The following is a 12108-nucleotide window of genomic DNA, read 5'->3' as shown; positions in this document are numbered from 1 at the left end:
CCGGGGCCTGAGGCGGTCCCTCGGGTGGCCCCGGCCCGCCGGGTCGCTCGGCCGTCGCCCGGCCGCCGCTCAGTTGTCGCTCAGCTGTCGCTCGGCTGGACGACGCACGCCGAGTTCGCGAGCATCGACCCGAAGCCGCCGAGCAGCGTGGAGACGACAGCCTTGCAGGCGGCGGCCTCCTGCGGGGTCTTGGGCCCGTCCGCGGCGGCCGCCGGCTGGGCGAGGGCGATCGGCGCGGCCAGCAGCAGTGCGCAGCACACCGCGCCCAGTACGGACCGCCGCACGAGGGCGGACTTCTTCAGGAGGGACGAGGGGAAGGACATGTGGGCCCCTTCGGGGGAGGTGGGATCGGCGGAAAGCCGAGCCATCCCTATCCGAAGGGGCTCGTCCGTTCCCGGATTCTGCGCCATCCGTGAGCGTGTTCAGGTCAACAGCCCGATCGGGGCCGGGCGAGCACCCCAGGCCCGTCGGCCACCCTGGTGTCCGAGCCCGGTCGAGTCCGATCGAGCCCGGTCGAGCCCCGTCGAGCCCCCGGAACATGGCCACGCTCGTCACGCTCCGGAACCGCCCAGGTCATTCCTGCGTTCACGATCACGTAACCGGCCGGAAGCGCGGCGTCGGTAGCGTCGGCGGCATGACGGCATCACGCACTCGCCCCGAACGGCTCTGGCACCGGCCTTTCCGCAGGTCCGACCGCAGGTGCGCGGCGCCCGAGGGCCAGGCCAACCGGCTGCCCGCGCTCGCCGGGGGCCCGTTGCGGCCCGCCCGTCCGCACCCCCCGGTCGACCGGCCGCGAGCCGTGACGGAGCCGGACCGGGCGGCGCCGTCCCGCCTGACGCTGGCGGACGGGACGGCACTGACGCTGCGCCCCGCCGGACCGGCCGACCGGGCCGCGGCCCTGGCGATGCACCTCCGCTGCTCCCCCGCCTCGCTGCGGCTGCGCTACCACGGGCCGGTCCGCGACGCCGGCCGCTACCTGGACCACCTGCTGGACGCCCGGCACGGCCACAGCCTCGCCGCGACGGCCGCCGACGGGCGGATCGTCGCCCTCGGGCACCTGATGTGGGACGACGACGAGGCGGAGCTGGCGGTGCTGGTCGAGGACGCCTGGCAGCGGCGCGGACTCGGTCCGGCCCTGCTGCGGCAGCTCTCGGCGGCGGCCCGGGCGGCCGGTGTGACAACCGTGTACGCGGTGACCCACGCCTCCAACACCGGGCTGATCACCGCGATGCGTCGGCTGGCCGCCCCGCTGGACTTCCGGGCCGAGGACGGCACCCTGGTGATCACCGCCACGCTGGCCGCGGACGAGCCGGTCTCCTGCGTCCGTCCGGGCCGCTGATCTTTTCTTCACCACATCCTCACCCGGGAACCCCGAGAGCCCGGAGAGCGTCCCAAGCGACGAAGGCCCCCTCCGTACACCGTCTTCCCCGACGATCCGTCAGGGCGCCCGAGGCGGCGCCTCCGGCCGCGTCGCAGCAGGCTGCCTGGGGTCCGGATCGTCGAGCCGGGCGGCGGAGTCGGTAGGCTGGCCCCGTCCCCGCCGCCCGACGGCCCGTTAATCCGGACCCGGGTGGTGCCGCAGCAAGGAGGAACCACTGAGCATGGCAGGCACCGAATCGGAGCCCACAGGCGCACGCGACGCCTCGCTGCCGGCCCGCGCCAAGATCGCGGTCACGGCCGGTCGGGTCGCTGCCGCCGTGTCCCGCAAGGCCGGACGCGGAAGCGGCTCGGTGATCGGCGGCAAGGTCGCCCTGAGGCTCGACCCCGACCTGCTCGCCACCCTCGCCGACCACCTCGACGTCGTCCTGGTCAGCGCCACCAACGGCAAGACCACCACGACCCGCCTGATCGCCGAGGCGCTGCGCGCCGCCGGCCCGGTGGTCTCCAACGCCCTGGGCGCCAACATGCCGGCCGGCATCACCTCCGCCCTGGCCGGCGGCTCGGACGCCCGCTTCGGCGTGATCGAGGTCGACGAGAAGTACCTGGCGGGCGTCGCCCGCGACACCCGCCCCAAGGCGATCGCCCTGCTCAACCTCTCCCGCGACCAGCTCGACCGCGCCGCCGAGACCCGGATGATGGCCGAGAAGTGGCGCGAGGGCCTTCAGGACACCGAGGCCGTGGTCATCGCCAACGCCGACGACCCGCTGGTGACCTGGGCCGCCTCCTCCTGCAAGAAGGTGGTCTGGGTGGCCGCCGGGCAGGCCTGGAAGGAGGACGCCTGGTCCTGCCCCGCCTGCGGCGGTGTGATGCAGCGCCCCGGCGACGACTGGTTCTGCCAGGAGTGCGGCTTCCGGCGCCCCAACCCGCACTGGGCGCTCCAGGGCACCCACGTGATCGACCCGCAGCGCGGCGCCTGGCCGATCCAGCTCCAGCTGCCCGGCCGGGCCAACCTGGCCAACGCCACCAGCTCGGCCGCCGTCGCCGCCGTGTTCGGCGTCTCCCCGCAGGTCGCGCTGGAGCGGATGCGCTCGGTCTCGGCCGTCGCCGGCCGCTACGACGTGGTCCAGTACCAGGGCCGGGACATCCGGCTGCTGCTGGCCAAGAACCCGGCCGGCTGGCTGGAGACCTTCTCGCTGATCGACGGCCCGCCCGCGCCGGTGATCCTCTCCGTCAACGCGCTCGACGCCGACGGCACGGACACCTCCTGGCTGTGGGACGTCGACTACGAGCGCCTCGCCGGGCACCCGGTGTTCGTGATGGGGCAGCGCAAGCTGGACCTGGCCGTCCGCCTGGAGGTCGCCGGACTGCAGTTCCACGTGGTGGACACGCTGGAGCAGGCCGTCCGGATGGCCCCGCCCGGCCGGATCGAGGCCATCGCCAACTACACCGCCTTCCAGCAGCTGCGGAAGGTCGTGGCCGGCTGATGCCGCGCCTGCAGCCCCATCTGATCGTGACGGAAGGCCTTCGAGGATGAGTGAGAGCAGCCTGCGCGTGGTCTGGGTCTACCCGGACCTGCTCAGCACCTACGGCGACCGCGGCAACGCCCTGGTCGTGGAGCGCCGGGCCCGCCAGCGCCATCTCAACGTGACCCGGATCGACGTCCGCTCCGACCAGTCCGTCCCCACCAGCGGCGACATCTACCTGATCGGCGGCGGCGAGGACCGTCCGCAGCGGCTCGCCGCCGAGCGGCTGCGCAACGACAGCGGCCTGATCCGGGCCTCCGAGAACGGCGCGATCATCTTCGGCGTCTGCGCGGGCTTCCAGATCATGGGCCACGAGTTCGTCAACGACCTCGGCGAGCGCGAGCCGGGCCTCGGCCTGCTCGACGTCTGGACCACCCGCGGCGACGGCGCCCGCTGCGTCGGCGACGTCCTCGCCGACGTCGACCCGCGCCTCGGCCTGCCGCAGCTGACCGGCTTCGAGAACCACCAGGGCGTCACCCACCTCGGCCAGGGCGTCCAGCCGCTGGCCACCGTGGTCGCCGGCCGGGGCAACGGCACCGGCGACGGCACCGAGGGCGCCTGGCGGGACACCGTGTTCGGCACCTACCTGCACGGCCCGGTGCTGGCCCGCAACCCCGCCGTGGCCGACATGCTGATCAAGCTGGCGCTGGACGTCAACGCCCTGCCGCCGGCCGACACCACCTGGTACGACGCGCTGCGCGCCGAGCGCATCGCCGCCACGACGCGCCCCGCGTAGTACGTCCGCCCGCCCCGGAGCCCGGGTGCCCGCGATGCGGTCACCCGGTTCAGGGGCGGCCCCGGACGTACCACAATGGGGCTGCCTACTGCACACCCTCCTCGGCAGCAGGCTGCACTTCCGCGCGGGGGCGCCGACGGCGCCGCTCCCGCGTCGGCTCCTGCCCGGCCGGACCAGGGGCCGTATGCTCGACTTCGCGGCCGTTTTCGGGCGTTCTGTCCGGATCGGCCGGTCCTTCACCCCGCGGCCACCTCCCCGCCACTCCGGCGTGGGAGCGCCCCGCTACGGTGACGGCTCGTCGTCCCAGCCTGTAGTCCGGCCGTTCCTCGGTTCTGCTCGGGAGTTGCAAAGCTAATGCGTATCGGAGTGCTGACCAGCGGCGGTGACTGCCCCGGCCTGAACGCGGTGATCCGTTCCGTGGTCCACCGGGGGGTGGTCGACCACGGCGACGAGATCATCGGTTTCCAGGACGGCTGGCGCGGTCTCCTGGAGGGCGTCCACCGGCCGCTCACCCTCGACTCGGTGAGCGGCATCCTGGCCCAGGGCGGCACGATCCTCGGCTCGTCCCGGGTCCAGCCCAGCCACCTGCGCGACGGCGTCGAGCGCGCCAAGCGACTGTGCGCGGACCTCGGCATCGACGCGGTGATCCCGATCGGCGGCGAGGGCACCCTCAAGGCCGCCAAGCTGATGAGCGACGCCGGACTGCCGGTGGTCGGGGTCCCGAAGACCATCGACAACGACATCGCCTCCACCGACGTCACCTTCGGCTTCGACACCGCCGTCTCGGTCGCCACCGAGGCGCTGGACCGGCTGAAGACCACCGCCGAATCCCACCAGCGGGTCATGGTCGTCGAGGTCATGGGCCGCCACACCGGCTGGATCGCGCTCAACGCGGGCATGGCCGCCGGCGCGCACGCCATCGTCGTCCCGGAGCGGCCGTTCCACATCGACAAGCTGACCGCCGTCGTCCGCGAACGCTTCGACCGGCAGAAGAAGTTCGCCATCGTGGTCTGCGCCGAAGGCGCCAAGCCCGAGCCCGGCACCATGCACTGGGAAGAGGGCACCAAGGACATCTACGGCCACGAGCGGTTCACCGGCATCGCCACCCAGCTCTCCCGCGAGCTGGAGCACCGCCTCGGCAAGGAGGCCCGCCCGGTGATCCTCGGCCACACCCAGCGCGGCGGCACCCCGACCGCGTACGACCGGGTGCTCGCCACCCGCTTCGGCTGGCACGCCGTCGAGGCCGTCCACAAGGGCGCGTTCGGGCACATCACCGCACTGCAGGGCACCAACATCAACCTGGTGCCGATCGCCGAGGCGGTCGCCGAGCTGAAGACCGTCCCGCAGGAGCGCTACCTGGAGGCGGAGACGGTCATCTGACCTCCCCCGCCCCGTCGAGGGCCCGGACCGCCACCGGTCCGGGCCCTCGTGCGTCCGACGGGCGCCCCCGCGACGGCCCCGCTAGCGTGGCCGGTGGAGCGGACCACTCGCGGAAAGGCAACCGATGGAGATCCTCGCGTACGGGGTGCAGGCCGACGAACGGCCGCTGCTGGAACAGGCCTTCGCCGGCCGGCACGGGCTGCGCTGCCTGAGCATGTTCCTCAACCGCGACACCGCCCCACTCGCCGCCGGCTACCCCGCCGTCAGCAGCAGCGTCAACGCCGTCCTCGACGCCGAGACCCTCACCGTCCTCGCCGCCGGCGGCACCAAGCTGATCGCCCAACGCTCCACCGGCTTCAACAACATCGACCTCGACGCCGCCGCCGACCTCGGCCTCACCGTCGCCCGGGTCTCCTACTACAGCCCCTACGCCGTCGCCGAACACGCCTGGACACTGGCCCTGGCCGTCAACCGCCGCCTCACCCGCGCCGCCACCCGCACCCGCGAGTTCGACTTCCGCCTCGACGGCCTCCTCGGCCGCGACATCCACGGCATGACCATCGGCGTCATCGGCACCGGCAAGATCGGCGAGTGCTTCACCCGCATCGCCGCCGGCTTCGGCACCGAACTCCTCGGCTGGGACATCGCCCCCAACCCCGCCTGCCTCGACCTCGGCATGACCTACACCGAACTCCCCGAACTCCTCACCCGCGCCGACCTGATCAGCCTGCACGTCCCCCTCCTCCCCGCCACCCACCACCTCATCGACGCCGCCGCCCTCGCCCGGATGAAGGACGACGCCATCCTCGTCAACTCCAGCCGCGGCGGCCTCATCGACAGCGCCGCCCTCGTCGAAACCCTCCGCGCCGGCCGCCTCTCCGGCGTCGGCCTCGACGTCTACGAAGAAGAAACCGGCGTCTTCTTCACCGACCGCTCCATCGAAGGCATCACCGACGACACCCTCGCCCGCCTCGTCACCTTCCCCCAAGTCCTCGTCACCAGCCACCAGGCCTACTTCACCCACACCGCCGTCACCCAGATCATCGACGCCACCACCCGCAACATCGACGACTACGCCAACGGCCGCACCAACGAGAACACCCTCGTCCCGAGGAGCTGACTCCTCGTCGAGGTGGGCGGCCCGGAGGGCGGTCGTGTTCAGCCGTGCTTGGACTCCGGGAGGCGGGCGCGGGGGGTGCCGTCCGGGGTGGCGGGGGCGGTGGTGTCCCAGGCTCGTAGGGCCGTGAGGGCGGCGGCGCGGGCGGGGGCCGTCGGGCGGACGCCCTCCGGGGCGAGGAGGAAGTCGGCGACGGGGGTGAGCAGCAGGGTGGCGGGTCCGGCCGGGAGGAGGCGGGCCTCGTCCCACTGGTGCCGGATGACGGTGCGGCGCAGCAGGGTGCCGTGCCGCGGTCGGAGCGGGCGGGTGAGGGCTTCGCGGCGGTGGAGTTCGGGGGCGACCTCGGCTTCCAGGACGGTGCGCACGCCGCCCAGGGAGCCCAGCGGCACGTGTTCGGCGGCGAGGTCGAGGAGCGCGACGGCCTCCGGGGCGAGCCGGTAGGCGGCGACCACGGCGGCGGTCTCGACGGCTTCGAAGGACTGCCGGGCCAGGCGGGCCACGTCGATCACGTCACCCGCCCGGAAGGCGCGGCCGAGCCCCTCCTCCGCGAGGGCGATCAGGCATTCGACGTGGTCGTCGGCGGCCAGGTAGGGCCGGACCGGGACGGTGGCGAGGTCGCCGGTGAGCGCGGCGGTTCCGAGCCGGACCTGGTACCACGGGTCGAGCAGCGGGTCCTCGGCCGGCCAGCGCAGGGTGACGGAGGTGTGCCGGGGGCGCTCGCCGAGCAGGGTGACCTCCACGGACTCCACCGGGTGCTCGGTGACCAGCCGGCTGACGGCCTGCCAGAGCGCGGCCTCGGTGGGGCTGACGAGGGTGAGCTCGCCCAGCGGCCGGGGCAGGTCGGACGGGTAGTAGCCGGCCAGCGGGAGGTCTCGGATCGGGCGCACCCCGGTGGCGTCGGCGAGGTCGCGGGCGAGCCGGGCGTAACAGTCGGCCCGGTCGCGGGCGCGCTGCAGTTCGGCGCGGGCGTGCTCGCCCATCCGGACGTCCTCCCGGACGAGCGCGGCGAGCACCAGGTAGGGGAGGTCGCGGGCGCCGCGGGCGCGGTGGAGCAGTTCGACCGGTCCGGCGACCGGGTCGACGTCGAGCAACCGGTAGAGCAGGTCGGTGTTCACTGGCGTCGGCCTCCGAGAAACGTGGTGGTCGCCCGGGCGGCGGCACCCGGGGGGTGTGGCGGGCCCGGCGGGTCGTACCGGGCCGACGGCTGGGGGGCCACACCAGTGATTGTGACGGTGGGCGATCAACACCGGATCACTACGGGGTCGACGATCTCTCGACAGCCCACCGGCTGGCGTGGGTTGATAGGGACTCATCAATCGGGGGGCGGACGCGTGCGTGGGCGGGGGCGGGCACATGAAGCGGGCAGGTGCACGAATGAGTGATTTCCGGTTCTCGGTGCTGGGGTTGATGAGAGCGCAGCGCGGCACGACCGTGCTGAAGGTCGGCAGTCCCCAGCAACAGGCGATGCTGGCGGTGCTGCTGCTCCGGCCGGGGCACGGCGCGAGTGCCACGGACCTGATCGACGCCCTGTGGGGTGAGGAGCCGCCGAGCACCGCGGTGACGACGGTGCGGACGTACGCCTGGCGGTGGCGCAAGATCCTGCACGGCGACGAGCCGGACGCGCCGACCGTGCTGACCTCGGTCGGGGACGGCTACCGGCTGGTGCTGCCCAAGCACTCGGTGGACGCGGCGCAGGGCGAGGAGCTGGCGGCGCAGGCCGAGCGCACGGCGGCCGCCGGACAGCCGCAGCAGGCGCGTGACCTGCTGAACCAGGCGTTGGAGCTGTGGCAGGGCGAGCCGCTGGCCGGCATCCCCGGCCCGTTCGCGCAGCGGCAGCGCCAGCGGTTGCAGGAGCTCCGACTGACCCTGCTGGAGGAGCGGATCGCCCTCGATCTGACGCTGGGCCGCTTCTCCCGGTGCATCCCGGAGCTGACCGCGCTGACCACCGAGCACCCGCTGCACGAGCGGGCGTACGGGCTGCTGATGCGCGCGCTGTACCAGGCCGGGCGGCAGGCGGACGCGCTGGCGGTGTACCGGGGCGTGCGCCAGTTGTTCCTGGACGAGCTGGGGGTGGAGCCCGGGGCGGAACTGGACCAGCTGCACCGGCGGATCCTGGAGGGCGACCTGTCGCTCGCCGCCCCGGCGCCGGCCGCGGCGCTGCTCCCCGGCCCGGTGAAGCCGGCCGGGCCCGGGCCCGAGGCGCAGGATCCGCCGGACGGCCCCACGGCGGCGGGTGCGCCCGCCGCGCCCGCCGGCACCACCACGACGGCGCCCAGACCGGCCCAGCTGCCGCCCGACGCGGCGGACTTCACCGGCCGCACCGTCCAGGTCGAGCGGCTGGGCGAGGCCCTCGGCGCCCCGGGCCAGCAGGCGCTGGTGATCGCGACCGTGGTCGGCATGGGCGGGGTCGGCAAGACCGCGCTGGCCCTGCACGTCGCCCACCGGGCCCGCGACGCCTACCCCGACGGGCAGCTCTACGTCGACCTGCGGGGCGCCGACACCACGCCGGCCGACCCGGAGGCGGTGCTCAGCAGCTTCCTGGTGGCGCTCGGCGTGCCGGCCGACGGGGTGCCCGAGGGGCTGGACGCCCGCTCGGCGCTGTTCCGCTCGGTGGTCGACGGCCGGCGGCTGCTGCTGGTGCTCGACAACGTCCACGACACCGCGCAGATCAGGCCCCTGCTGCCGGGCGCGGTCGGCTGCGCCGTGCTCACCACCAGCCGTACCCGCCTCTCGGGCCTGCCCTCGTCCGTCCAGGCCGACCTCGGCGTGTTCGAGCCCGCGGAGGCACTCGAACTGCTGGGCCGCACGATCGGCGCCGAGCGGCTGGCCGCCGAGCCGGAGGCCGCCCGGGAGCTGCTGCTCGTCTGCGGCCACCTGCCGCTCGCGGTGCGGATCGTGGCGGCCCGGCTGGCCGCCCGGCCGAGCTGGACGATCCAGACGCTGGGCCGCCGGCTGGCGGTCGAACGGCGGCGGATCGACGAGCTGCGCATCGGCGACCTGGCGGTGGAGGCCGCCTTCGAACTGAGCTACCGCCAGTTGACGCCCGCCCAGACCCGGGCGTTCCGGCTGGCCGCCTCGGTGGACGGCCCCGACATCGGGCTGCCCGCTGCGGCCGCCCTGCTGGACCTGGACGAGTACGACGCCGAGGACCTGCTGGAGTCCCTGGTGGACGTGGCGATGATGGAGTCGCCGTTCCCCGGCCGCTACCGCTACCACGACCTGCTGCGTGCCTTCGCCCGGCGGCGCCCGGACCACCCGGGCGCGGCCGTGGAGGCCCGTGACCGGCTGCTGGACCACCTGCTGGCCACCGCGTGCGCGGCCTTCCAGCACGCCGTCCCGGGAGATCCGGCCGCCGGTGCGCTCGGGCCGGCCCGCAGCGCGGGCGTGGACCTCGGCGGCCCGGACGGCGCCCGGGCCTGGGCCGAGGCGGAGGGTTCCGGGGCGATCGCGCTCGCCGCCCAGGTGGCGTGCTGGACCGTCGCGGACGACACCGCGCCGGCCCCGGCCGACGGCGGCGCGGCACCGGATGCGTTGCGCGCCGCGATCGACCTGCTGATCGCGCTCACGCCGTTCGTCCTCGCCCCGCCCAGCCGCCAGCTCGCCAGTACGGCAGAGGCCCTGGCCACCGCCGCGGACCACCACACCGACCACCGGGCAGCTGGTCGGGCGCACTTCCTCCGCGGCAACGTCGCCCTGGCCGCCACCCGCCTGGAGGAGGCCGAGGCGGCCTCCCGGCTGGCGGTGGCCGCCTCCCGCTCGGCGGGCGACACGGTGATCCTGCGCCAGGCGCTGAACGACCTCGGCCTGGTCTGCCAGTTCCTCAGCCGCTACGACGAGGCCGTCGGGCACTACGACGAGGCACTGCTGCTGGCCCGCGAACTCGGCCACCGCTCCGGGGCGCTGGTGACGACGGTGAACGCCGCGCTGGCCCGGGTGCGCAGCGGGCGGGCCGCCGAGGCCGTACCGATCTGCCACGAGGCGCTCGCCGAGCTGCGGACCCGGCACGACGATCCCGGCCGGGCGTACACGCTGTACGTACTGGGGCTGGCGCTGCACGGGCTGGGGCAGCACGAGGAGGCCGTCACCTGGTTCGGCGAGTGCCTGGCGGTGGCCTCGGCGGCCGGGCTGCGGGCCCGGGCCGCGCACGCCCGCTACCGGATGGCGGACAGTCTGCGCTCGCTGGGCCGGACGGACGAGGCGCTGGAGCACGCCGGGCAGGCGCTGACGCTGTGCGAGGAACTGGGGGCCGAGCGGGACCAGGGCCACGCGCTGGTGGTGCTGGGCCGGACGCTGGCGGACCTCGGGCGGGAGGCCGCGGCGTGGGGCCGGCTGCGGGAGGCGCACCGGATCTTCGTCCGGCTGGGGCTGCCGGAGGCGGAGGAGGTGGCGGGGTTGCTGCCCCGGGGGGAGGGTTCGAACCCTCCGGCCGCTACGGCTGCTTCGAGCTCTTCGGCCTCTTCGGCTCCGTCGACGCCGGCGGCTCCGTCCGTCTCGGATGGGCGTCGGGGCGGTGGCCGGGGGGCGGCGGGCGCTCCGGTGACGAGCTGCGGGCCGGGCCGCTGACGAGCTGATGACCAGCTACTGAAGAATCGATCCTGCTTCTGTTCCGGTGCGGTCTGGAGCCAGTGCGGCCAGGAGCCAGTGAGGCCAGGAGCCGGTGCGGTCAGGAGCCAGTGAGGCCAGGAGCCGGTGCGGTCTGGAACCGGTGTAGTCAGGAGCCGGTGCTGTTCCAGTCGCCGGTGCTGCCGTGGACGGTGCCGGTGGGGCTGGGCTGGGCGGGGGTGGGCGTCGGCGTCGCGCCGCCGCTCACCACCGTCGCCGTCCCGGTGCCGGCCGTCTCCGCCACGGCGGCCGTGGCGGAGAGACCGGCACCCAGGGCGACGGCCACCCCGAGACCGACCGTGAACAGGCGGAGGCGGATGGGGGCGGTGGCCGGACGCTGCGTCATCTCTGGTGCTCCCTTGGCTCGCTTCCCTGGTGGGGAAGGGCTTCCTTCGTGGTGTGGCACCAGTCTGGCCGGGGGCGTTCAACGGCGGATCTACAACCGAGCACCGGTGATCACTGCCGCCCACTCAGGCCGCCCGCTCAGGCCACCCGTCGAGGCTGCCGTTCAGGCCGCCGCGCGGATCTCCAGGGTGCAGCACTTCACGCTGCCACCGCCCTTGAGCAGCTCGCTGAGGTCCATCCCGATCGGCCGGAATCCGCGCTCGCGCAGCCGCGCGGCCAGGCCGACGGCCGCCTCCGGCAGCACCACGTGCAGGCCGTCGCTCACGGCGTTGAGGCCGAACACCGCCGCGTCGGCGCCGTCCACCAGCAGGGCGTCGGGGAACAGCCGGCGCAGGACGGCACGGCTGCCGGCGGAGAAGGCCTCGGGGTGGTACATGATCTCGTCGCCGTCCAGCACGGCCAGCGCGGTGTCCAGGTGGTAGTAGCGCGGGTCGATCAGCTCCAGGCCGATCACCGGGCGCCCGAAGAACTCCTGGGCCTCCGCGTGCCCGTCGGCCACGCTGCGGAAGCCCCGCCCGGCCAGCACGGAGCCCGCGGTCAGCAGCAGGTCCCCCTCGCCCTCGTTGACGTGCTCCGGATCGCGCGTCTCGAAGCCCCGGGCGCGGAACCACTCCAGGTAGGCGGGGCCCTCGGCGGCCCGCTCGGCGTTGCGGAAGCGGGCGCCGAGCACCTTGCCGTCCACCACGGTGGCGCCGTTGGCCGCGTAGACCATGTCGGGCAGGCCCGGGATCGGGTCGATCAGGTCGACCCGGTGACCGAGCTCCTGGTAGAGCACGTACAGCCGCTCCCACTGCGCCACGGCGAGCCCGGTGTCGACCGGCTTCGCCGGGTCCATCCACGGGTTGATCGCGTAGGTGACCTCGAAGTGGGTCGGACGGCACATCAGGTAGTGGCGCGGGCGGGCGGTGCGGGTCATCGGGGGGCTCCGGGGTGAGGGATCGGGCGGGCGGGGCGGGGTGTGCGGG

Annotated in this window: 9 protein-coding genes and 1 pseudogene; 6 read left to right on the top strand and 4 right to left on the bottom strand. The window is 74.3% G+C overall.

The annotated features are described in order from the left end of the window. Positions 1-80: 80 nt before the first annotated feature. The gene (locus A6F73_RS28165; protein ID WP_063350331.1) at positions 81-323 is read right to left on the bottom strand and encodes a hypothetical protein; all 243 of its coding nucleotides are present in this window, start codon (positions 321-323) and stop codon (positions 81-83) included. A gap of 509 nt (positions 324-832) precedes the next feature. On the opposite strand from A6F73_RS28165, the pseudogene A6F73_RS43455 reads away from it, so the two are divergent. The 5 genes and pseudogenes from A6F73_RS43455 to A6F73_RS28140 all read left to right on the top strand — a co-directional run. Continuing rightward, positions 833-1339 (top strand): annotated as a pseudogene (locus A6F73_RS43455) (GNAT family N-acetyltransferase); the annotation flags it as partial. Between the two features lie 262 nt (positions 1340-1601). Next, complete coding sequence (locus A6F73_RS28155) at positions 1602-2864, top strand: MurT ligase domain-containing protein (RefSeq protein ID WP_063350329.1); 1263 nt, start codon at positions 1602-1604, stop codon at positions 2862-2864. Between the two features lie 46 nt (positions 2865-2910). Beyond that, positions 2911-3639: a glutamine amidotransferase gene (locus A6F73_RS28150; RefSeq protein WP_063350328.1), complete on the top strand. Its 729-nt coding sequence runs from the start codon at positions 2911-2913 to the stop codon at positions 3637-3639. A 354-nt stretch (positions 3640-3993) separates the two neighbouring features. After that, positions 3994-5019, top strand: a complete 1026-nt coding sequence (locus A6F73_RS28145) for a 6-phosphofructokinase (protein ID WP_063350327.1) — start codon at positions 3994-3996, stop codon at positions 5017-5019. 124 nt (positions 5020-5143) lie between these two features. After that, positions 5144-6139, top strand: a complete 996-nt coding sequence (locus A6F73_RS28140) for a 2-hydroxyacid dehydrogenase (protein WP_063350326.1) — start codon at positions 5144-5146, stop codon at positions 6137-6139. Between the two features lie 38 nt (positions 6140-6177). Here the strand turns inward: A6F73_RS28140 and A6F73_RS28135 are convergent, their stop codons facing one another. Beyond that, a complete protein-coding gene (locus A6F73_RS28135) occupies positions 6178-7251 on the bottom strand; it encodes a hypothetical protein (RefSeq protein ID WP_063350325.1) in 1074 nt (357 codons plus the stop codon). Positions 7252-7510: 259 nt separating this feature from the next. Between A6F73_RS28135 and A6F73_RS44155 the strand changes: the two genes are divergently transcribed. Beyond that, positions 7511-10699, top strand: coding sequence for a BTAD domain-containing putative transcriptional regulator (locus A6F73_RS44155; protein WP_279634946.1), 3189 nt, complete (start codon positions 7511-7513; stop codon positions 10697-10699). Positions 10700-10847: 148 nt separating this feature from the next. On the opposite strand, the gene A6F73_RS28125 is transcribed toward A6F73_RS44155, so the two are convergent. Next, positions 10848-11084 (bottom strand): hypothetical protein, encoded by a 237-nt coding sequence (locus tag A6F73_RS28125; RefSeq protein WP_063350324.1) that lies wholly within the window; start codon positions 11082-11084, stop codon positions 10848-10850. 162 nt (positions 11085-11246) lie between these two features. Further along, positions 11247-12059 carry a dimethylargininase gene (gene ddaH / locus A6F73_RS28120; protein ID WP_063350323.1) on the bottom strand — a complete coding sequence of 271 codons (813 nt, stop codon included), beginning with the start codon at positions 12057-12059 and terminating at the stop codon, positions 11247-11249. Between the last annotated feature and the right edge of the window lie 49 nt (positions 12060-12108).

The sequence above is a fragment of the Streptomyces sp. MJM8645 genome (assembly GCF_001625365.1).
Taxonomy (GTDB): domain Bacteria; phylum Actinomycetota; class Actinomycetes; order Streptomycetales; family Streptomycetaceae; genus Kitasatospora.
Note: the sequence above shows the minus strand (reverse complement) of the source record. Positions and strands in the feature narration are given on the sequence as shown.

Bases quoted from the DNA above. Each gene is read 5' to 3' on its own strand.
- A6F73_RS28140 (WP_063350326.1), top strand. From the start codon at position 5,144: ATGGAGATCCTCGCGTACGGGGTGCAGGCCGACGAACGGCCGCTGCTG.
- A6F73_RS28165 (WP_063350331.1), bottom strand. From the start codon at position 323: ATGTCCTTCCCCTCGTCCCTCCTGAAGAAGTCCGCCCTCGTGCGGCGG.
- A6F73_RS28155 (WP_063350329.1), top strand. From the start codon at position 1,602: ATGGCAGGCACCGAATCGGAGCCCACAGGCGCACGCGACGCCTCGCTG.
- A6F73_RS44155 (WP_279634946.1), top strand. From the start codon at position 7,511: ATGAGTGATTTCCGGTTCTCGGTGCTGGGGTTGATGAGAGCGCAGCGC.
- A6F73_RS28145 (WP_063350327.1), top strand. From the start codon at position 3,994: ATGCGTATCGGAGTGCTGACCAGCGGCGGTGACTGCCCCGGCCTGAAC.
- ddaH (WP_063350323.1), bottom strand. From the start codon at position 12,059: ATGACCCGCACCGCCCGCCCGCGCCACTACCTGATGTGCCGTCCGACC.
- A6F73_RS28150 (WP_063350328.1), top strand. From the start codon at position 2,911: ATGAGTGAGAGCAGCCTGCGCGTGGTCTGGGTCTACCCGGACCTGCTC.
- A6F73_RS28125 (WP_063350324.1), bottom strand. From the start codon at position 11,084: ATGACGCAGCGTCCGGCCACCGCCCCCATCCGCCTCCGCCTGTTCACG.